Raw genomic sequence first — 19,763 nt, 5'->3', positions numbered from 1 at the left:
CGAGAAGCCGGACCTTGCGGCCGTACCGGCGGAACTCGGTGATCCGGATGATCTTGATGTCGGGACGGCGTAATAACTGCGTTCGGAACCACCCCTTGATAGCCAGGCCGGACGGGGTAATTGCCAGCTTGGGGCGCGCACGCCACGAGACGCTCGCAAACAAGATCAGACCGGCTGCGGCAAGTCCGGTCATCACACGCCCTGGCGGGTCTGTGACGAGGGTCACACAGGCGATAGCCATCAGAACACCGCCGAGTCCACAACCAGCGATTCCCGCCGTACGCGGCGCCCATTGAGTTTGCTGCATGCGCTGCCTAGACCCTCCCACCACTGCCTATGCGGTTATCCACAAGCGCTATCAACAGTGGGGATAAATCACACGCGTGTGATTGGGTGACCGTAAGGTTGCTGAGCCAGTAACAGACAGCCACCAAGATGAATTCATTAGGTTCTTGGTCTTGTTCAGTGCCAGCGCATTGTGAGCAACAAGCCAGTGATCATGAAAGCGAACGCGATGGCATAGTTCCACGGGCCGAGTTGCGCCATCCAGTTCAGCGCCGCCGGGGCCTGGCTTCCGACGGCGGCCAATTGGAACACCATCAGCCAGACGAGCCCGATCAGCATGAGGCCGACAAACAAACAAACGAACCACACACTCGACGGTCCGGTTTTCACCTTGACCGGCGTGCGGCTGACGGCGCTGACGGTGAAATCGTTCTTCTTGCGGACCTTGGACTTGGGCATGATTACCTCGGGGTATCTCGGGAGTACCTCAACAACACGGTAGCGGGACGGGGTGCCACGATGACGACGGCAGCTGCACGTATAGCTTGGCTACGAGATTAACTCACCTGGCACGGTGACCAGGAAATGGAGACTCGATGATCGACACGCGCCGCTCACCATGGCGCTTCGGTGTCCCGCTGGTTTGCCTGCTCGCCGGGTTGCTGCTCGCCGCCACCCACGGCGTGTCCGGTGGCGCCGAGATCCGCCGCAGTGACGCGCCGCGTCTGGTCGATCTGGTTCGTGAGGCGCAGTCGTCGGTGAGCCACCTGAGCGCCGAACGCGATGAGCTGGCCAACAGAATCGACTCGACGCACGGCCGGTCTTCGGATACCGCGCTGGCGGCGATGCTGCGGCGGTCCGCCGAGCTGGCGAGCGAGGCCGACATGGACCCGGTCCACGGCCCGGGCCTCGTGGTGACCCTGGACGACGCGCAGCGCGACGCCAATGGCCGCTTCCCGCGCGACGCATCGCCCGACGATTTGGTGGTGCACCAGCAGGACATTCAGGCCGTCCTCAACGCGTTGTGGAGCGCCGGCGCGGAGGCGATCCAGATGCAGGACCAGCGGATCATCGCGACCTCGGTGCCTCGCTGTGTCGGCAACACGCTCTTGCTGAACGGGCGTACATACAGCCCGCCCTACACGATCACCGCGATCGGCAATGCCGCAGCCATGCAAGCCGCTCTGGCCGCCGCTCCCCTGGTCATCCTCTACAAGCAGTACGTGGTGCGGTTCGGCCTCGGCTATCACGAAGAGGTCAAGCCGGATGTGCAGATCGTCGGCCATTCCGAACCGGTCCGAATGCACTTCGCACAGCCCGCGGGGCCCGTTGCGTACTGAGGCCGACGGGACGGGATCGGCGCAGCGCCGGGCGGTAACCTGACACGATGCGCATCCTGGTCGTCGACAACTACGACAGCTTCGTGTTCAACCTGGTGCAGTACCTGGGCCAGTTGGGCGTCGAGGCGGACGTGTGGCGCAACGACGACGCTCGGCTCTCCGATGAGACCGCCGTCGCCGCGCAGTTCGACGGTGTCCTGCTCAGCCCCGGACCGGGCACCCCGGAACGCGCGGGTGCCTCGATCAGCCTGGTCCGTGCCTGCGCCGCGGAGCGCACCCCGCTGCTCGGCGTCTGCCTGGGGCACCAGGCCATCGGCGTCGCATTCGGCGCCACGGTGGACCGCGCGCCCGAGTTGTTGCACGGCAAGACCAGCAGCATATTTCACACCAATGTTGGTGTGTTACAAGGGCTTCCGGATCCATTCACGGCGACCCGGTACCACTCGCTGACGATCCTGCCGGAATCGCTGCCCGCGGTGCTGGAGGTCACCGCGCGCACCCGCAGCGGGGTGATCATGGCCGTGCGTCACACCGAGCTGCCGATTCACGGTGTGCAGTTCCATCCGGAGTCGATCCTGACCGAGGGCGGACACCGAATGTTGGCGAACTGGCTGGCCTATTGCGGGTGGGCGCGCAACGACACGCTGGTCCGCCGACTGGAGAACGAGGTCCGCGCCGCGGTGCGGCCACACTTCCCGGCTTCGCTGGCTACTGACCGAACTTCAGCGTGATGATCCCGTCCCGATTGACCCCGGTGCCGGCCGGCGGGTTCTGATACACGACCTTGTTGTGCTGGGAGCCACCGGCGTCCACGTCGGGACCCTTGTCCAGCACGCCTGTCCAGCCCAGCGTGCGTAACCGGGGTTCGGCGTCGGTCCAGAACATGCCGGTCAGGTCGGGCATGATGAATTGGTTGCCCTTGGACACCTGCAGCTCGATCACCGAGTCCACCGGAACCGTTTGGCCCTTGGGCGGATTGGTGCCGATCACCTCACCGGCCGGCTGCGGGCTGTCCACCTGTGCCTGGCTGAACTTGCTGAACCCGTAGACGGTCAGGTTCTTCTGCGCGATGTCGACGGTCTGACCCGCGACGTCGGGGACCTGCTTGGTCTCCGGCCCGGAGCCGACAACGATGGTGATCACGTTGGTGATCGCCGACGTCTGGTTGGCCGGCGGATTGGTCCCGATGACCTTGCCCAACGATTCCGGGGACGACGGCGAGTTCGCCTGCTTGAACTTGCTGAATCCGGCGGCTTTCAGCTTGCCGACCGCGTCGGCGTAGCTCAGCGAGGAGACATCGGGCACTTCGCGCTGCTCGGGCCCGGTGGAGACGTTGATGGTGATTTCGTCGCCCGCACCCACCGAAGCGTTGGCACCGGGATCGGTACTGATGACGTGGTCGGGTGGGACCGCCGAGTCGGGCTTTTGCAGGGTGCGGGTTTTGAAGCCCCGGTTTTGCAGGGCGGCAATGGCATCGGCGGACACTTGACCGCGCATGTCGGGCACTTGAACATCGCGGGTATTGCCGCCGAACGTGTTGACGGCGATGACGACGACGATCGTCAGCACCGCCAGCACGGCGACCGCGACGACCCAGCGGGCGATCGAACCGCCGGGGCGATCGCGGTCGGTCTCGTCGAGGGGCTGGCGAGGCAGCGGGTCGGTGCGTGGGCCGCCGTGGCTTCCTGCGGACGACAGCAGCGAGGTGCGGTCGGCGTCGGTGAACACCTTGGGTGCCTCCGGGGTCTCTCCGTTGTGCACCCGGACTAGATCGGCACGCATTTCGGCCGCGGTCTGATAGCGATTCTCCGGATTCTTGGCCAGCGCCTTGAGCACGACGGCGTCGAGGTCGGCAGAGATGCCCTCGTGCCGCTTGGACGGCGGAACCGGATCTTCGCGGACATGCTGGTAGGCAACCGCCACGGGCGAATCACCGGTGAAAGGTGGTTCCCCCGTGAGGATTTCGTAAAGAACACAACCCAACGAGTAGACGTCGGATCGAGCGTCGACGGGATCACCGCGGGCTTGTTCGGGTGACAGATACTGGGCGGTCCCGATCACGGCGGCGGTCTGGGTGACGCTGTTGCCGCTGTCGGCGATCGCGCGCGCGATGCCGAAGTCCATCACCTTGACCGCATTGGCGGCGCTGATCATGATGTTCGCCGGCTTGACGTCGCGGTGAATGATGCCGTTCTGATGGCTGAAGTTCAGCGCCTGGCAAGCGTCGGCGATGATCTCGATGGCGCGCTGGGGAGGCAGGGGGCCGTCGGTGTGCACGATGTCCCGCAGGGTGACCCCGTCGACGTACTCCATGACGATGTAGGGCAGCGGGCCGGTAGGCGTTTCTGCCTCGCCGGTGTCGTAGACCGCGACGATTGACGGGTGATTCAGCGCCGCGGCGTTCTGCGCCTCGCGCCGGAAGCGCAGATAGAAGCTGGGATCACGGGCCAGATCGGCGCGCAGCACCTTGACCGCGACGTCGCGGTGCAAACGGACGTCGCGGGCCAGATGAACCTCGGACATACCCCCGAAACCGAGGATCTCGCCGAGTTCATACCGGTCGGACAGGTGTTGAGGGGTGGTCATTGCGATGTCTCGTATCGGGCCGGCGACGTGCTGGGCGCCAAAATAACCCAGCCCGTTGCGCCTGCCCGGGTCCTCCTCGGGTCGTTCCGGCCCGCATCATCAACCGGGGTGGGTTCGGGCGCAGTGCTCTGAAATCCAGAATTACCTATGGTCCCGCGATCCGTCCAATCAAGGCGTAAACCTCGGCCGGGGCCGGCACCGGTGGGAGTCTTGGTCGGCGGTGGCGGCCCCGTCGCGGGCGGAGTCCCGGTATCGGTCACCGTCGGAGGCGGTGACTGCTGCGGGTTTTCCGAGCGGGAATTGATGACAATGAGCACCGCGATGATGATCGCGAGCGCGCCAAGGACTCCCGCGGCCCACAGCAGCGCCCGCTGGCCCGACGAGAACGTCCGCCGGGGCGGGGGCGGGCGGTGGCCACCCGTCGACGGCCGCGATCGGCGGGGCGTGGCGCCTCGGCCACTGGACAAGGCTGCCGGCCTGGTCGTCGGGCTGGACGGAATGGTTGCCGGCGAGGCCCGCCCGGGGGGCGGCGACTGGCTGGGTCGCGGGGGACGACGGCCGGCCCGCACCGCGGCCACTGCGTCCGCGAACGGTCCCCCGCTGCGGTAGCGCATGCTGGGGTTCTTCACCAGCGTGATCTCGATGAGTTCGCGCACGTTGGGCGGCAGCTCGGCGGGTAGCGGCGGCGGGGGTTCCTTGATGTGTTTCATTGCCACCGTCAAGGCGCCGTCGCCGGTGAACGGTCGCTTACCCGAAACTACTTCGTACCCAACGACTCCCAGCGAATAGACGTCGCTGGCCGGGGTCGCGTCGTGACCCAGGGCCTGTTCGGGGGCGATGTATTGGGCGGTGCCCATCACCATTCCGGTCTGGGTCACCGGCGCGGCGTCGACAGCCTTGGCGATACCGAAGTCGGTGATCTTCACCTGGCCGGTGGGGGTGATCAAGATGTTGCCCGGTTTGACGTCGCGGTGTACCAGGCCGGCGGCGTGGGCAACTTGAAGAGCCCGGCCAGTCTGCTCGAGCATGTCCAGCGCGTGCCGCAACGAGAGCCGTCCGGTGCGCTTGAGCACCGAATTCAGTGGCTCGCCGTTGACCAGCTCCATCACCAGGTAGGCGGTGCGTCCCTCCCCGTCGAGCTGGCTTTCGCCGTAGTCGTGGACGGCGGCGATCCCGGGGTGGTTGAGCATCGCGGTGGTGCGGGCCTCGGCGCGGAACCGCTCGATGAACTCGGGGTCCTGGGAGAACTCCTGTTTGAGCACCTTGACCGCAACGCGCCGGCCCAGGCGGCTGTCCACCGCCTCCCACACCTGGCCCATGCCACCGGTGGCGATCAGGCGCTGCAGACGGTACCTGCCAGACAGCGTCACACCAACTCGCGGGCTCATGGTCCTCCCTGTAGCGCGGCCTCGATCACGGCCCGCCCGATCGGCGCGGCGAGCGCCCCGCCGGTGGCGGAGAGGCGGTCACCGCCGTTCTCCACCAGCACCGCCACGGCGACCTTCGGCGTCTGTGCCGGCGCGAACGCGATGTACCACGCGTGCGGTGGAGTGTTACGCGGGTCGGTGCCATGCTCTGCGGTACCGGTCTTGGATGCAATCTGCACGCCGGGAATGGCCCCCTTCTGTTGCGCGACCTTCTCGGCGCCGACCATCAGCTCTGTTAGCTTAGCCGCGACCTGCGGCGACACCGCGCGGCGCTGTTGGTAGGGGGCGGTGGTGCTGATGTTGGCCAGGTCTGGCCCCTTGAGGCTGTCGATCAGGTAGGGCTGCATCATCACCCCGGAATTCGCGATGGTCGCGGCGATTTCGGCGTTTTGCAGCGGTGTCAGCGCGACGTCCTTCTGGCCGATGCTCGACATCCCCAGCGCGGCGGCATCCGGGATTATCCCGACGGTTGACTCGGCGACCTGCAGCGGAATTACGCTGGGCGTGCTGTCCAGTCCGAACGAGTGCGCCATGCTGCGCAGCGCGTCGGCTCCGGTGAGGATCCCGAGCTGGACGAATGCGGTGTTGCAGGACAGGGCGAATGCCTGGCTGAGGGACACCGTCGTTTCGTTGCCGCAGGGCGCGCCACCGTAGTTCTGCAAAGTGGCGGTGCTGCCGGGCAGCGGAATGGAGGCCGCCGCGGTCAACTGCTCGGTTTCGGTCGCGCCCGCCTGCAGTGCCGCCGCCGTGGTGATCACCTTGAACGTGGAACCGGGTGGATAGGTCTCGGAGATGGCACGGTTGGTCAGCGGATTGTCGGGGTCGTCGCGAAGCCGCTGCCAGGCCTGCGCCTGCACCTCGGGATCGTGTGACGCCAGCAGATTGGGGTCGTAGGACGGCGACGACACCATGGCCAGAATCTTGCCGGTGGACGGTTCGAGCGCGACGACGGCTCCCTTGCACGGTGGCCCGCCGCAGCCCTGCTGCATCGCGTCCCAGCCGGCCTGCTGCACGTGCGGAATGATCGTGGTGTCGACGTTGCCACCGCGCGGATCGCGACCGGTGAAGAAGTCGGCCAGCCGGCGCCCGAAGAGTCGCTCGTCGGACCCGTTCAGCAGCGGGTCCTCAGCGCGTTCCAGGCCCGAGCTGGAATAGCGCAGCGAGTAGAAGCCGGTAACCGGCGCGTACACGGCAGGGTTGGGATAGACCCGCAGGAAACGGAACCGGCTGTCGGTGGCCACGGAGTAGGCCAACAGCTGGCCGCCCGCGATGATCTGGCCGCGTTGACGCGAATACTCGTCGAGCAGCACTCGCTGGTTTCGCGGGTCGGCACGCAGCCCGTCAGCGGCGAAGACCTGCGTCATCGTGGCGTTGAGCAAGAGCAGGACGATCAACGCCATCACGGTCATCGAGATCCGGCGGAGTGAGGCGTTCATACCCGATCGATTACCTCGGTGCCGGCCGCCGCGATCGGCGATGTGTGGTGCGCGCGGGTGCGTAGGGGCCGTCTGGCACTGTGCGAGATGCGAGCCAGGATGGCCAGCAGCACGTAGTTCGCCAGCAACGAGGAGCCACCGTAGGACATCCACGGTGTGGTCAACCCGGTCAGCGGAATGAGCTGCGTTACGCCGCCGACGACGACGAACAGCTGGATGGCAAGCGTCGACGCCAGACCCGCGGCAAGCAGCTTGCTGAAGCTGTCGCGCGTCGCGATCGCGGTGCGCAGGCCGCGCACGATGACGATCGTGTACAGCATCAAAATGCTGGCCAGCCCGACCAGCCCGAGCTCTTCACCGAATGCAGCGGTGATGAAATCGGTCGACGCGGCCGGCACGGTGTCGGGCTGACCGTTACCGAGCCCGGTGCCGAAGATGCCGCCGGTGGCAAAGCTGAACAGTGACTGCACGATCTGGTAGCCGCTGCCATCGGGGTCGGCGAACGGATCCCACCATGTCTGCACGCGAATCCGGACGTGTTCGAAAATGAAATACGCCGCAACGCTTCCCGCGCCGAACAGCAGCAAGCCGATGACGACCCAACTGAAGCGCTGAGTGGCGAGATAAACCACCACCAGATATGACGCGTAGAGCAAAAGCGAAGTGCCGAGGTCTTTTTCGAAGGCCATCACACCGACCGAGATCACCCACGCGGCCAGCAGCGGCGCGAGGTCTCGCGGGCGCGGCAGGGTCATGCCCATGACATGCTTGCCGGCGCTGGTGAAAAGACCGCGTTTGGTGATCAGCACCGCTGAGAAGAAGATTAGCAGCAAAATCTTGGAAAACTCGGCAGGCTGAAATGAAAAGCCCGAGAAGCGAATCCAGATTTTGGCGCCGTTCTGCTCGGACATTGACGCGGGCAGCAGCGCGGGAATCACCAACAACACCAGGCCCGTGAGTCCGCATATGTAGCCGTAGCCCGCAAGATGTCGATGATCTTTCATGAAGGTGACCACGAGCGCGAACGCGGCCACCCCGACCAGGGTCCACAGCATCTGCTGGGTTGCGCTCGGGTGACGACGGCCGCTCAGCTCGTTGTTGACGAGGTCGAGCCGGTGGATCATCACCAGGCCAAGTCCGTTGAGCAAGGCCACTATTGGCAGCAGCAACGGGTCGGTGTAGGGGGCGAAGCGCCTGATGGCCAGATGTGCGCCTCCGAACACGACCAGGAAGATCAGCCCGTAGCTGGCCAGGTCCCACCGCAAGCCGCGCTCCTGGTTGGCCTCGACGATGACCAACGCGGCGACGGTGATCAGTGCGGCGAAACACAACAGCAGCAGTTCGGCGTTGCGCCGAGTGGGCAGCGGAGGCGTAACGGCAACCGGGGGCTGGATTTGTGTGGTCATGCCACCGCCCGGCAGTCGATTCCTGGCTGAGGTGGGGGTGGGGGGAGTGCAGTCACCGTCTGGGACGTGGTGGGCGCCGTGGTCGCGGGCGCAGCGGGTGTGGCGCTTGCGGGGCTGCTGGTCGAACTCGTGCTGATGGAGGGGGTACCGCTGGAGGCGTTAGTGGGTGCTGTGGGGTTTGGCTGCGTTGTCCCGCCCGCACTGGTCGGGCCCTGGGACCCGGGCGGAGAGGTGGCGCGGGGGGATGGACACGGCGGCAGTAGGGAGTTGGCGGACAGTTGGCGCAGCTGTCCGATGGCGTTATCCAGAGTTCCGGCCGGAAGCCCCGCCTGAACCTGTGCGCGTTCAGGAGGGCGCAGATCCTGCAGTTGCATCAGGTGGCAGTCGAGATGACCGCCGGTCTGGCTGGAGCTGATCAGGGATAGCTCGTTGCGTTGGTTCAAGCAGCCGATCAAGTAGGGCTCATGCAGGGACATGCCCAGCAGCGATCCTTGAATTCCGCGAACGATGGACACCATGCCGTTGTATTCGGCGACGTAATAGTTGCTCCGGATGATGGCTCGGCCAATGCCCAGGCCCGCCAGGATCAGCAGCGCCACGAGCGTGATAACGACCGCCATCCGCCGCCGCGACCACCGGGGCCGACTAGACGTATCCGCTTGCGGCGGAACGCGTTTAGCTACTTCTTCGCGGGGCCTGATGGCCGAGGCGCGGCCGGCGGAGGTGTTGGGCAGGGTCAGTTGATCCTCTTCACCCGATACCGCACCGGCGAGAATCGGCTGGGTTTGGCCGTAGTCGTAGTCGACGACGTCGGCGACGACGACGGTCACGTTGTCGGGTCCGCCGCCGCGGAGCGCCAATTCGATGAGGCGGTAGGCGCTCTCGGCGACATCGGGGATTTGCAAGGCCTCGAGGATGGTTTCGTCACTCACCGGGTCGGATAGCCCGTCCGAGCAGAGCAGATAGCGATCACCGGCGCGCGCTTCTCGCATGGTCAACGTCGGCTCGACCTCGTGCCCGGTCAACGCCCGCATGATCAGGGACCGCTGCGGGTGGCTGTGTGCCTCTTCCCGGGTGATTCGCCCTTCGTCAACCAAGGTTTGGACAAACGTGTCGTCCTTGGTGATCTGGGCCAGCTCGCCGTCGCGCAGCAGATAGCCGCGCGAGTCACCGATGTGGACCAACCCAATCCTGTTGCCGTCGAACAGGATTGCAGTAAGGGTGGTGCCCATCCCCTCGAGGTCGGGCTCCATCTCGACCTGTGCGGCGATCGCCGAGTTGCCGGCGCGCACCGCGGCATCGAGCTTGGCCAGCAGGTCGCCGCCGGGTTCGTCGTCGTCGAGATGGGCCAGTGCGGCGATCACCAACTGGGAGGCCACCTCGCCGGCGGCGTGGCCGCCCATGCCGTCGGCCAGGGCCAGAAGTCGCGCGCCCGCGTAGACGGAGTCTTCGTTGTTGGCACGTACCAGGCCGCGATCGCTGCGGGCGGCATATCGCAGGACCAGGGTCACGGGCGCAACTCGATTGCCGTTTTGCCGATCCGGATCGGCGTTCCGATTGGAACTCGTACCGCGGTGGTCACCTTCGCCCTGTCAAGGTAAGTGCCGTTGGTCGATCCTAGATCCTCGACGTACCATTCCGAACCGCGCTGAGACAGCCGGGCGTGCCGTGTCGAGGCGTAGTCATCGGTCAGCACCAGGGTCGAGTCATCAGCGCGTCCGATCAACACCGATTGCCCCGTGAGGGTGATGCGCGCACCCGCCAGCGCCCCTTCGGTCACCACCAGGTAGCGGGCGGCGTGGCGGCGCTGACGCGAGGGCAGCAGCGTGCCGCGCAACGCCAGGCCGCGACGCACCATGACAGCACCGGTGGGCGCATAAATATCGGTCCGCAATATCCGCAGGACAGACCAGATGAACACCCATAACAACATCAAAAATCCGGCACGCGTCAGTTGCAGTACTAGTCCCTGCATCTGACGTCCTTTCCGTCCTAGCGCCGGCACCCGTTGTACTCGTGACGCCGAGCACATCAGCAACGTCACGATACTTGGACGGTGGTCGCCGCGGGGCGAAGCACGGCAGCTTGAGCCCGGTGCGTTCAGTGAATGCGAACGATGATCTCCGAGTGGCCCAAACGGATCACGTCGCCATCGGCCAACTGCCACTCCTGTACCGGTGCGTTATTGACGGTGGTGCCGTTGGTGGAGTTGAGGTCGGAGAGCAGAGCGACCTGGCCATCCCAGCGGATCTCCAGATGACGCCGCGACACCCCGGTGTCCGGCAACCGGAACTGGGCGTCTTGTCCGCGACCCACGATGTTGGAGCCTTCGCGCAGCTGATAGGTCCGGCCGCTGCCATCGTCGAGTTGCAAGGTGACCGAAGTTCCGGCGGACCCGTAGCCGCCCTGGCCGTAGCCGCCGTAGCCGCCGCCCGCCTGCTGGCCGTAGTCGGCTGGCTGACCGTAGTCGGCCGGCTGGCCATAGTCAGCCTGCTGGCCGTATTCGTAATCGCGGTGGGCGGTATCGGCGTATCCACCGCCTTGAGGTGCGTACCCTCCGCCCGGAACGCTTTCGGCATACTGGGTGTAGTCGCCCTGGCCATAGTCCTGCTGGCCGTATCCCCCACCCTGCTGGTAGCCCTGGTCGTACCCGGCGCCCTGGTCGGGGTAAGCCGGACGCTGTTCGGACGGCCCGGGGGGCGCCGGCGGGGCATAGCCACCCTCGTCCTGGCGAGCCGGCCCGCGACCGTAATCGCCATAGCCCGGCTGGCCACCGCCGGGCTGACCGGCGCCGGGCGGGCTGTAACCGCCCTGCCGGTAGCCCTGGTCGTAGCCTTGGCCGCCATAGCCGCCCGGGGCCGGAGGACGCTGCTCATACGAGGGCGGGTAACCACCCTGCCCTTGATCGGGGTAGCCGCGCCCCTGGTCTGGGTAGCCGCCCTGGTACCCGCGCTCTTGGTAACCGCCTTGATCGGGATAGCCACCGCGCTGGCCCTGGTAACCGCCCTGCTCGGGGTACCCGCCCTGCTCGGGGTAGCCGCCTTGCTCGGGGTAGCCGCCGCGCTGGTCTTGGTAGCCCCCTTGGTCGGGGTAGCCACCCTGGTCGGGGTGGCGAGGCGGCGGATATCCGCCCTGGGGTGGGTAGCCCCCCTGCTCGGGTGGATAGCCGCCTCGGGGGTCCGGCGCGCCCTGCGGCTCCGGGCCACCGCGCGGAGCGTCCTGCGGACGCCCGGAGTGCTCGTCGTAGTACTCGTCACCGGGCTGCCCCTGCCCCTGACTTCCGCGGTAGCTCGAATTGTCGGTCATTGGTGCTACTCCTCGTTCTGCGCCGAACGCATGATTTGATTGTGGCCGGAGGGAATCGTTGTCCGCCGGGCGGGGCTCGACGTCGGGGTTGACAGCACCGCGGGCGCGGTACTGACCGGTGTGCAGGCTCGACGACTGCTCGAACCGGACGACCACATCACCATACGTTTGCCACCCCTGTTCATGGATATAGTTAGCCACGTACCTAGCGAAAACGCCCGACGTGAGATCCGGGTCGGCGCCCACCTTCTCAAAGTCGTGCATACCGAGGGTAATGATGTATTCGTTCGGGGCCAAAAGGCGATTTCCCTGAAGCACCCGGACGCCGTCGTCGGATTCGCGGCGCAATAGCGCCTCCACCTCTTGCGGGACTATCGATCCCCCGAACACTCGGGCAAACGCATTGTCTACCGTCGCCTCGAGCCTGCGCTCGAAACGTTGAACGAGGCCCAGGTGGCTACTCATCGTTTAGTGCTCGCCCGCACTTGCCACGGTGTACCGCGGGGAGCGAGGCAAACGAACCGCCCGCGTATTGCATCACCTCAGCATGTTATCGGGCCACCGCGATGCCACGGCACCTCGGGAACTCTGAGAATTGTATCCGTGCAGCTCAGAGCCATTCGCGTAGCAGCCGTACAACGCGGGAACGGCTGCCCGGCCCTCCGATGCGATTGGGGCACACGGCTATTACAGTGGTATGGTCCATCGGTCGTTTTCCGGGCGAGTGGCGGAATGGCAGACGCGCTGGCTTCAGGTGCCAGTGTCCTTCGGGACGTGGGGGTTCAAGTCCCCCTTCGCCCACCGTTGTGATGAGTCGAGTCATCGCTCAGAGAAACCGTCGCGATCGACGCTGAACGTCGCACGGGGAAGCCAGGTCGAGCCGCGCTTCGTCTGCTTAAGCATGCGGTTGCGTCATCGCCCAGTCCTTGACCTCGGCGGTGACAGGGTCGGTGATGGCGTCGAATTCCGGATGCTTCTTGAGGACCGTGACGACCATGGAGCACACCGGAACGACGCGCTTGCCGTCGTCCCGAGCCGCATTCAGTGCCTCCTCGACCAGGATGGTCGCCAGGCCACGTCCGCCGAATTCGGGATCGATTTCGGTGTGGTAGAAGACGCGCTGATAGCCACGGTCAGCGAAATCGGCGAGACCGACCGTTTTGCCCTCCACGGCAATGGTGTACCTGCCCTCCTCCGCGGTGACGGTGGTTTGTGCGCCGGTCTTATCGGCGGTCATCTGTGCTCCCCTTTCGTTCCGGCGTTGGTGGACGGTATCGGACGAGGCTGCAGCCGGGTGGTCGGCAGCGGTGGGGCGGGCAGCCGGGTAACTGCGCCTCGATATCCCTGGACGGCGCCGAAGCGGTCGTTGCCGTCCTCCCACAGTCGGCGGTAGCCGACGATGTCGTCGTGGCTGCGCCCGACGAAGTTCCACCACATCACCAGCTGTTCGGTGAAGGGGGTGCCTCCCAGCAGCAGAACGCGTGCGGGCCGATCCTCCGTGTTGTGCAAGTGCAGGGACGAACTGCCCGGACCGTGGTAACCGAGGTCGCCGGCCGCCAGGCCAGTCCCGCCCAGGTGCACGCTCCCCGAATCGCAGAGCACACCGTGTTCGAATGCCGGATCGACCTCGATGTCCAGCCGTGCGTTCGCGACCAGATCGATCTGGGCACCCAGTAGCGGAGTGAACGTGTGCACCGGGGAACGGCTGCCGGCCAGTTCCCCGAGAAATACCCGCGCAACCGCACCCGGCAGCGCAATCGGCGCGGGAACGTAGTGGGCAAAGTCGCGACCGGTGTCGCGATCCGAATCGGGCAGTGCCACCCAGAGCTGGACACCGTGCAAAACGGCATCCGACTCCATCGACACCTCGGAGTGACAGACGCCCGCGCCCGCAGTCATCAGATTCAGCTCGCCGGGTCGGACCACGGCGTGGACGCCGGCGCTGTCGCGGTGCTCCACTCCCCCACTGAACAACCAACTGACCGTTTGCAATCCGGTGTGCGGGTGGGGCGGCACATCCATGCGTGTCGACACGGGCCCGTAGTGGTCGATGAAACACCAGGTGCCGATCAGCGAGCGTTGTCGTTGCGGAAGCGTGCGCCGCACCCGGATCGCCCGCGGCCCGCCCAGCGGAACCTCTCGCGGAGTTAAGACTTGCACCAACGGCGATGTGCCTGGACTGTGTGAATTGGCGCAGACGACTTCGGCCGGCGCGGCTTCAAGGTTGCTCATCGTGAACCCTCCGTCGTCGTCGCGATACGGCGCCAATACCGCGACAGTACCCTTGGCCCGCCTACCTTCCGGGCGGCCGCAGCGCTTTCATGGCCAGCCGCATGACGGGTTCGGGCAGCCGGTCCTGCATCGACAGCGCGGCATCGGATGCGCGGGATCGCAGCGGGGTGCCACGGCCGAATATGCGGTTCAACGGACCACCGGTCGGCTCGATCACCACGTGCAGCGGCGGGGTCCCCACGGCGGCACCCAGCGCGTTGGAGATCACCATTCTTTGAATCTCGCTGGTGCCTTCAAAGATGGTGTATAGCTTGGCATCCCGGTACCACTTCTCCACCGGGTGATCGGTGATGTAACCCCAGCCACCCATGGTTTGGATGGCGCGTTCGGTGGCCTTGACGGCCACTTCGCTGGCGGCGAGTTTCGACATCGATCCCTCGCCCCGCTCGAAGGGCACCCCGTTAGCCGCCATCCACGAGGCACGCCAGGTCAGCAGTCGAGCGGCGTCAAGCTGGGTGGCCAGGTCCGCCAGCGGAAAAGCGATGCCCTGGTTGTCGATGATCGGCCCGCCGAATGCCTGCCGCTCTGTTGCATACCACGTCGCGTATTCCAATGCGGCACGCGCGATCCCGATCGCCTGGGCGGCTACCATAGGGCGGGTCTGCTCGAAGGTGCCTAACGTCGCCGACCCGGAACGTTCTCCACCGGCCACAACCTCCCGGGCTTTGGCGAGTTTGTGTTCAAGTTTCTCTTGTCCCCCGAGCAAATTGGCTTCGGGAACGCGGACTCCTTCGAACAGCAACTCGGCGGTGTGGGACGCCCGGCACCCGAGCTTGTCGAGTTTTCGCACCAGTTGCAGCCCGGGCGTTCCGCCGGGTACCACGAACAGCGCCTGGCCGCGGTGGCCGAGTTCCTCGTCGACCACCGCGTTGACCACGTGCACATTGGCGATGCCGCCGTTGCCGATCCACATTTTGTGGCCGTCGATGATCCAGTCATCACCGTCGCGGCGCGCGCGAGTGCGCAGATTCCGTACGTCGCTGCCGCCCTCGGGTTCGGAGATGGCCAACGCCGCCAGTTTGAGATCGCCCGGCGTGCCAAAGCATTCGGGTGCCCACTGAAGCATCTGTTCCGGGGACGCAGCCTGACCGATTGCCGAAAGCGCCAGCGCCGGCATGACAATCGCCAAACCGATTCCGGCGCAGCCCCAAAACAGCTCCTCCATGAACATCGGCAACGAGATGCCGGTCGGGTCACCGATCAAGTCGCGGTAGAAGAGCGGGCTGTAGAAGCCGCGCCGGGCCGCCTCCTCCAGCACGGGCCAGGGAAACTCCTGCCGCTGGTCGTAGTCGAGCGCGACTGGGCGGATCACCGACTCGGCGAACTTGTGCGTGCGCCGGGCCAGGTCGTGTTGTGCCGCGGTCGGTGTCAGGTCGAACGTCATTGATTCGCCTTCGGGTCGACGCGGTCCTTGCCGACCCCGTCTACCCCGTTGGCTGGTTCAGCAAACTACCGGCGGGCTCGTCAGGCGGCCGAACGCGGTCCCACTTGCGCGGTGGGCAGGTGCAACACCACCGCGGACACCGGAACGGGAACGTGTTCGTGACGTGCCAGCAGAGCCGCGTTTTCGGGCAGCTGCCGGGAGCTGATCTCGCCGGCCGCGATGCGTTGCAAGACATGGTGGGCCTGAGCGAGCTGTTGGCGCTTCCGGTACTGGCCGCCGGGTAATTTGACGCCGGCCCAGACGCCGTACTCCTCGCGGTGCGTGATGGCGTATTGGGCGCACCGACGCTGCTGCGCCAACGGGCAGCGACGCAGGCATTGGATGCGCGCCTCGGTGGCTGACCGCTCGTAAGCGCGTGCCTTTGCCGCGCCATCACCACCGTCGTCGTCGGGATAGCCGAACCATAGTTCCGGGTTGTCTGCGCAGGGGTGTCCCATGGCGGTCTCCTTGTCAAGCGTGAAACGTAGGCGAAAGCGTATACACAGATGCGGTGCCTGCGCAAGAGAAACGTGATAAAAACGTATATACGCTGGAACGTGACGTAGGCATGTGTAATATCCGGCTTATGGCCGGAGCGTGCGGTGAGCCGTGAATCGGCCGGTGCGGCCGTCCGCGCGTTGCGCGAGTCGCGCGATTGGTCGTTGGCAGAGCTTGCCGCCGCGACTGGCGTCAGCATCATGGGATTGAGCTTTCTGGAGCGCGGCGCCCGCAAGCCGCACAAAAGCACAGTTCAGAAGGTTGAAAATGGGCTCGGCCTGCCGCCGGGCACCTATTCTCGGTTGTTGGTGGCCGCCGATCCGCAGGCCGAGTTGGCCCGACTGATCGCTGCGCAGCCACCTGCCAGTGCGTCCGCGAGGCCCGCCGGCGCGGTGGTGGTCGACCGCCACAGCGATACGGAAGTGCTGGAAGGCTACGCGGAAGCACAACTGGACGCACTCAAATCGGTCATCGATCGACTGCCTGCGACGACATCAAACGAATATGAGACGTATATTCTGTCTGTGATCGCTCAGTGCGTGAAGGCGGAGATGCTGGCCGCCAGCTCCTGGCGGGTCGCCGTCAACGCCGGCGCCGATTCGACTGGCCGGCTCATGGAGCACCTGCAGGCGCTCGAGGCGACGCGCAGGGCCCTGCTCAAGCGGATGCCCACCAGCCTGGGTACGCGGTTCGATCGGGCATGCGAGCAGTCGTCATTGCCGGAGACGATCATCGCGGCGCTGGTCGGTGTCGGCAGCGACGAAATGTGGGATATCCGCAACCGGGGACTGATCCCTCCGGGAGCGCTCCCCCGCGTTCGTGCCTTCGCCGAGGCGGTCGAGTCGACGAGTCAGGACATGACCGATCGGGGAAACGAGGGGGAACAGTGATCGAAAGCGAAGTCGACGTGTTGACCCGCGCTCATCAAATGTTCTCCGGCAGCAGTTGGCACCCGACGCTGGACGCGGGCACGGCGCTGCACGATAGGTTGCTGCGGCACGCCGCCACACTGAACAACGGCGTGGCACATGGCGGTTACCGGCTCGCTGTGGACCACAGCCGGCGACGGCTGCTGTCGGCGGCCCGCACCGATGCCGAGGCCGCCGGCATCATCGCCAGCGCGCACCGGGATCGGGCCCAGGCCCGTGCGCTCACCAAAAGCGTCCTCGACGAGGCCCGCGCCGACGAAACCGTCACCCCGACAACGCCGATGGCCCAGCGCGACGCGGTGCGCCGTCGGGTGGCGCGACTGCGCGCGCAGCGGGCTCACGTACTGTCGGCCCGCTTGCGGGCAAGGCAGCATTCCATGGCGCTGCGGGCGCTGCGTTACCTGCTGATGCACCATCGTGGGCCCTGGTTGGCGGGATTGCGGCTGCCGTCGCCGACCGGTCGCGCCGCACTCGCGGTGCGCGCCGCGCTGTCCCGACTGGGACACCCCTATGTCTGGGGCGCGACCGGGCCCGACCAGTTCGATTGTTCCGGGCTGGTCCAGTGGGCCTACGCGCAGGCGGGTGTTCACCTGGACCGCACCACCTACGAGCAGATAAACGACGGCATCCCGGTGCCCCGTTCGCAAGTCCGGCCGGGTGATCTCGTCTTTCCTCACGCCGGACACGTACAGATGGCAATCGGCGACAATCTGGTTGTCGAGGCGCCCTATTCGGGTGCCTCGGTGCGAATCGGTCGACTGGGCAGCAACGTTGCGATTCGCCGGCCGCTATGACAAACAATGACTGCCAGCATGTGTGCACGACGAGTAGGTTAAACCGGTGTCGGAACAAGCCGGACCTTCGCTGAGCGCCATGCGGGCGCGGCAGTCAGCGCTGGCGAGCCAACACGGCACGGCCGCCGACGGCGACCGCGTCCTGGCAGACGTGCTTGCCAGCGCCCATGCCGCGACACGCGAGAGCATCAGGCGACTGGACGCGATCGCCGAGGAGATCGACCGCGCGGCAACCGGACAGGCCGACCTCGCCGTCGATACCCCGATGGGGGTGCGGGAATTTCAGCGGTTTCTGCTTGCCAAACAACATGAGATCGCGGCAGTGGTGGCGGAGGCGCACGCGCTCGGTCGCGCGAAAAAGACTGTGCTGGACGGCTTGCGGGCACAGTATGGCGGGCCCGCGGGCTAGCGAGTTCCCATGTATGCCGTTCGTTCACAACCGCGTGAAGGTGAATTGTCGCCAGGAATGTGCCTGGGTACTGTCGCCCCACATGGAAGGGTCACGACACAGTGCGCAGCAGGGCCCGCTTTGGGACGCAGTGCCGTTTGCCTAGACGATGTCAGCGTACGACGAGCTACTCGGCACGGTGAAGTTCATCCGGGATCGCACCGGCGATCCGAACGCGTGGCAGACCGGTTTGGCGCCGAATGAGGTGGCTGCCGTAATCACCCCAACGACGCGTTCTGACGAACTCGATGCGATCTTGCGCAAGATCCGCCAGCACCATTCGGACTTGTTCGGTGCCTTGCCGGACGGCCCGCCCTCGGGGCGGCTGCCGGGTCTACCGGAACCCTCCCCGGACCGAGAGAAGGGCGATGCCGCCGAAGCCATCGCTGGCGCCGAAGCTGCTCTAGCACACCAGAATTCGACAAGCTCTCAGCTCGACATGCAAGTGGTTTCGGCCATCTTGAACGCACACCTGAAGACCGTCGAGGGCAGGGAAGCGCTGATCAACTTGCAGCAAGAGACCGAAGCCGCGGTGCTAACCCGATCGGACCTCGATACTCCGGCGGGCGCACGCGATTTCCAACGGTTCCTCATCGGCAAGCTCAAAGACATTCGCGCGGTGGTCCTGAACGCGAGTCTGGATGACACGTCTAAATCAGCGTTGATGGCCGCATGGACGTCGCTCTACGACGCCTCCAGGAGCGGACCTAACGCTTCTGGCGACCAACCGCCGCCATCGGCCGCCCCTGGTGCCGCACCCCCGCGCGGCACCATCCAACGGCCATCCGACGATCCCGACACCGGATGGGATCCGTTGCTGGACTCGTTGTTCGCTGGCGATCCCGGCCCGCCGGCCGGGGATGCGTCGGGGCAGGCTCCGACGGAGGGCGGGACAGCACCGGCGACGCCGATGGGGCCGGTATCGCCAAGCATCCCGAGCATCGGGACGGGGCTAGTGCCCGGCCCGGGCACGGCGCCGAGCTCCATGGCCGGCTGGGGTGTGCCGGGCGGGTCACCGCTTTCCGGGCCGTCGGAAGGCGGCAGGACCGATCCGACATCACGGGATCTGGCTGACGAAGGGCCACTGGGCTCCCAAGACCCGGACTCGAGTCATCACACCGACAACCACAAAGACGACCAGGACGACCGCGATGAGAACGCGTCAGCGGACCAGCGCGAATCGCCGCCGGCGGGCCCGACGACGGTGACCCTGCCCGACGGTGAGACGGTGACGGCTGCCAGCCCGCAGCTGGCCGCGGCGATCAAAGCCGCGGTCGGCGGGGCGCCAATCGCCGATGCATTCCATCAGCAGGGAATTGCGATTCCCCCACCGGGAACGGCGGTCACCAACCCCATCGACCCGCTGCAGGTCACACCCGGCGACATAGGCATGTTCACCGACCGCCACGCCCTCGCTCTCGGCCACACTAAAGCCCTTCTCGACGGGCAGATTCAGCACATTGCCACCGTGAGTGGGCCGAGCTTTCTAGGCTGGGAGCATCCGCCGGCGGCGGCGACCGCCAGCGCGCCGGCTAGCTCCGACACACCGACACCCACCCGGCCGGCCGGTTTGGCCGGCAGCGCATGAACAGG

General features: G+C 66.0%; 19 protein-coding genes and 1 tRNA gene. 7 read left to right on the top strand and 13 right to left on the bottom strand.

Going from position 1 to position 19,763, the window contains the following annotated elements; genetic code table 11:
- Window positions 1-307, bottom strand: a 307-nt coding sequence (locus ACLP4W_RS24310) for a PH domain-containing protein (protein WP_442389948.1), incomplete at its 3' end; no start/stop codon positions are given.
- A 155-nt stretch (window positions 308-462) separates the two neighbouring features.
- The gene (gene crgA / locus ACLP4W_RS24305) at window positions 463-744 is read right to left on the bottom strand and encodes a cell division protein CrgA (RefSeq protein ID WP_442389947.1); all 282 of its coding nucleotides are present in this window, start codon (window positions 742-744) and stop codon (window positions 463-465) included.
- A gap of 137 nt (window positions 745-881) precedes the next feature.
- Here crgA and ACLP4W_RS24300 point away from each other — a divergent pair, with 137 nt between their 5' ends.
- Both ACLP4W_RS24300 and ACLP4W_RS24295 read left to right on the top strand, forming a co-directional pair.
- Window positions 882-1,625 carry a DUF881 domain-containing protein gene (locus tag ACLP4W_RS24300; protein WP_442389946.1) on the top strand — a complete coding sequence of 248 codons (744 nt, stop codon included), beginning with the start codon at window positions 882-884 and terminating at the stop codon, window positions 1,623-1,625.
- 47 nt (window positions 1,626-1,672) lie between these two features.
- Complete coding sequence (locus tag ACLP4W_RS24295) at window positions 1,673-2,356, top strand: aminodeoxychorismate/anthranilate synthase component II (RefSeq protein ID WP_442389945.1); 684 nt, start codon at window positions 1,673-1,675, stop codon at window positions 2,354-2,356.
- On the opposite strand, the gene pknB is transcribed toward ACLP4W_RS24295, so the two are convergent.
- The 7 genes from pknB to ACLP4W_RS24260 all read right to left on the bottom strand — a co-directional run bounded on the left by pknB (window position 2,334) and on the right by ACLP4W_RS24260 (window position 12,251).
- Window positions 2,334-4,211 carry a serine/threonine protein kinase PknB gene (gene pknB / locus ACLP4W_RS24290; protein ID WP_442389944.1) on the bottom strand — a complete coding sequence of 626 codons (1,878 nt, stop codon included), beginning with the start codon at window positions 4,209-4,211 and terminating at the stop codon, window positions 2,334-2,336. The genes ACLP4W_RS24295 and pknB overlap by 23 nt on opposite strands.
- Window positions 4,208-5,599, bottom strand: coding sequence for a serine/threonine-protein kinase (locus ACLP4W_RS24285; protein WP_442389943.1), 1,392 nt, complete (start codon window positions 5,597-5,599; stop codon window positions 4,208-4,210). Before ACLP4W_RS24285 ends, pknB begins: the two co-directional genes overlap by 4 nt.
- Window positions 5,596-7,074, bottom strand: coding sequence for a D,D-transpeptidase PbpA (gene pbpA, locus ACLP4W_RS24280; protein ID WP_442389942.1), 1,479 nt, complete (start codon window positions 7,072-7,074; stop codon window positions 5,596-5,598). The genes ACLP4W_RS24285 and pbpA overlap by 4 nt, the downstream gene beginning before the upstream one ends.
- Window positions 7,071-8,480: an FtsW/RodA/SpoVE family cell cycle protein gene (locus tag ACLP4W_RS24275; protein ID WP_442389941.1), complete on the bottom strand. Its 1,410-nt coding sequence runs from the start codon at window positions 8,478-8,480 to the stop codon at window positions 7,071-7,073. Before ACLP4W_RS24275 ends, pbpA begins: the two co-directional genes overlap by 4 nt.
- Entirely contained in the window at window positions 8,477-9,991 is a 1,515-nt protein-coding gene (locus tag ACLP4W_RS24270) for a PP2C family protein-serine/threonine phosphatase (protein ID WP_442389940.1), read from the bottom strand. The genes ACLP4W_RS24275 and ACLP4W_RS24270 overlap by 4 nt, the downstream gene beginning before the upstream one ends.
- Window positions 9,988-10,455, bottom strand: a complete 468-nt coding sequence (locus tag ACLP4W_RS24265) for an FHA domain-containing protein FhaB/FipA (protein ID WP_442389939.1) — start codon at window positions 10,453-10,455, stop codon at window positions 9,988-9,990. Before ACLP4W_RS24265 ends, ACLP4W_RS24270 begins: the two co-directional genes overlap by 4 nt.
- A 125-nt stretch (window positions 10,456-10,580) precedes the next feature.
- Window positions 10,581-12,251 carry a DUF3662 and FHA domain-containing protein gene (locus ACLP4W_RS24260; protein WP_442389938.1) on the bottom strand — a complete coding sequence of 557 codons (1,671 nt, stop codon included), beginning with the start codon at window positions 12,249-12,251 and terminating at the stop codon, window positions 10,581-10,583.
- 253 nt (window positions 12,252-12,504) lie between these two features.
- Here ACLP4W_RS24260 and ACLP4W_RS24255 point away from each other — a divergent pair.
- Window positions 12,505-12,587, top strand: a tRNA-Leu gene (locus ACLP4W_RS24255).
- A gap of 94 nt (window positions 12,588-12,681) precedes the next feature.
- Here the strand turns inward: ACLP4W_RS24255 and ACLP4W_RS24250 are convergent.
- The 4 genes from ACLP4W_RS24250 to ACLP4W_RS24235 all read right to left on the bottom strand — a co-directional run bounded on the left by ACLP4W_RS24250 (window position 12,682) and on the right by ACLP4W_RS24235 (window position 15,959).
- Complete coding sequence (locus tag ACLP4W_RS24250) at window positions 12,682-13,023, bottom strand: GNAT family N-acetyltransferase (RefSeq protein ID WP_442389937.1); 342 nt, start codon at window positions 13,021-13,023, stop codon at window positions 12,682-12,684.
- Window positions 13,020-14,018: a pirin family protein gene (locus ACLP4W_RS24245; protein WP_442389936.1), complete on the bottom strand. Its 999-nt coding sequence runs from the start codon at window positions 14,016-14,018 to the stop codon at window positions 13,020-13,022. The genes ACLP4W_RS24250 and ACLP4W_RS24245 overlap by 4 nt, the downstream gene beginning before the upstream one ends.
- A 61-nt stretch (window positions 14,019-14,079) precedes the next feature.
- On the bottom strand, window positions 14,080-15,462 hold the full coding sequence (locus ACLP4W_RS24240) for an acyl-CoA dehydrogenase family protein (protein WP_442389935.1): 1,383 nt from the start codon (window positions 15,460-15,462) through the stop codon (window positions 14,080-14,082).
- An 80-nt stretch (window positions 15,463-15,542) separates the two neighbouring features.
- Entirely contained in the window at window positions 15,543-15,959 is a 417-nt protein-coding gene (locus ACLP4W_RS24235; protein WP_442389934.1) for a WhiB family transcriptional regulator, read from the bottom strand.
- A 144-nt stretch (window positions 15,960-16,103) separates the two neighbouring features.
- Between ACLP4W_RS24235 and ACLP4W_RS24230 the strand changes: the two genes are divergently transcribed.
- The 4 genes from ACLP4W_RS24230 to ACLP4W_RS24215 all read left to right on the top strand — a co-directional run bounded on the left by ACLP4W_RS24230 (window position 16,104) and on the right by ACLP4W_RS24215 (window position 19,758).
- Window positions 16,104-16,889: a helix-turn-helix domain-containing protein gene (locus ACLP4W_RS24230; RefSeq protein WP_442389933.1), complete on the top strand. Its 786-nt coding sequence runs from the start codon at window positions 16,104-16,106 to the stop codon at window positions 16,887-16,889.
- A complete protein-coding gene (locus tag ACLP4W_RS24225) occupies window positions 16,886-17,722 on the top strand; it encodes a C40 family peptidase (RefSeq protein WP_442389932.1) in 837 nt (278 codons plus the stop codon). Before ACLP4W_RS24230 ends, ACLP4W_RS24225 begins: the two co-directional genes overlap by 4 nt.
- Window positions 17,723-17,768: 46 nt before the next feature.
- On the top strand, window positions 17,769-18,131 hold the full coding sequence (locus tag ACLP4W_RS24220; RefSeq protein WP_442389931.1) for a DUF4226 domain-containing protein: 363 nt from the start codon (window positions 17,769-17,771) through the stop codon (window positions 18,129-18,131).
- Window positions 18,132-18,279: 148 nt separating this feature from the next.
- A complete protein-coding gene (locus tag ACLP4W_RS24215) occupies window positions 18,280-19,758 on the top strand; it encodes a DUF4226 domain-containing protein (protein ID WP_442389930.1) in 1,479 nt (492 codons plus the stop codon).
- Window positions 19,759-19,763 lie beyond the last annotated feature (5 nt).

Origin of the sequence: Mycobacterium sp., from assembly GCF_052145595.1 — a bacterium.
Classification (GTDB): domain Bacteria; phylum Actinomycetota; class Actinomycetes; order Mycobacteriales; family Mycobacteriaceae; genus Mycobacterium.
This window is presented reverse-complemented; position numbering and strand designations above follow the sequence as displayed.

Coding starts and splice junctions, on each gene's coding strand:
- ACLP4W_RS24215 (WP_442389930.1), top strand. CDS start 18,280: ATGTCAGCGTACGACGAGCTACTCGGCACGGTGAAGTTCATCCGGGAT.
- ACLP4W_RS24300 (WP_442389946.1), top strand. CDS start 882: ATGATCGACACGCGCCGCTCACCATGGCGCTTCGGTGTCCCGCTGGTT.
- ACLP4W_RS24275 (WP_442389941.1), bottom strand. CDS start 8,480: ATGACCACACAAATCCAGCCCCCGGTTGCCGTTACGCCTCCGCTGCCC.
- ACLP4W_RS24240 (WP_442389935.1), bottom strand. CDS start 15,462: ATGACGTTCGACCTGACACCGACCGCGGCACAACACGACCTGGCCCGG.
- pbpA (WP_442389942.1), bottom strand. CDS start 7,074: ATGAACGCCTCACTCCGCCGGATCTCGATGACCGTGATGGCGTTGATC.
- ACLP4W_RS24265 (WP_442389939.1), bottom strand. CDS start 10,455: ATGCAGGGACTAGTACTGCAACTGACGCGTGCCGGATTTTTGATGTTG.
- crgA (WP_442389947.1), bottom strand. CDS start 744: ATGCCCAAGTCCAAGGTCCGCAAGAAGAACGATTTCACCGTCAGCGCC.
- ACLP4W_RS24235 (WP_442389934.1), bottom strand. CDS start 15,959: ATGGGACACCCCTGCGCAGACAACCCGGAACTATGGTTCGGCTATCCC.
- pknB (WP_442389944.1), bottom strand. CDS start 4,211: ATGACCACCCCTCAACACCTGTCCGACCGGTATGAACTCGGCGAGATC.
- ACLP4W_RS24260 (WP_442389938.1), bottom strand. CDS start 12,251: ATGAGTAGCCACCTGGGCCTCGTTCAACGTTTCGAGCGCAGGCTCGAG.
- ACLP4W_RS24295 (WP_442389945.1), top strand. CDS start 1,673: ATGCGCATCCTGGTCGTCGACAACTACGACAGCTTCGTGTTCAACCTG.
- ACLP4W_RS24285 (WP_442389943.1), bottom strand. CDS start 5,599: ATGAGCCCGCGAGTTGGTGTGACGCTGTCTGGCAGGTACCGTCTGCAG.
- ACLP4W_RS24250 (WP_442389937.1), bottom strand. CDS start 13,023: ATGACCGCCGATAAGACCGGCGCACAAACCACCGTCACCGCGGAGGAG.
- ACLP4W_RS24245 (WP_442389936.1), bottom strand. CDS start 14,018: ATGAGCAACCTTGAAGCCGCGCCGGCCGAAGTCGTCTGCGCCAATTCA.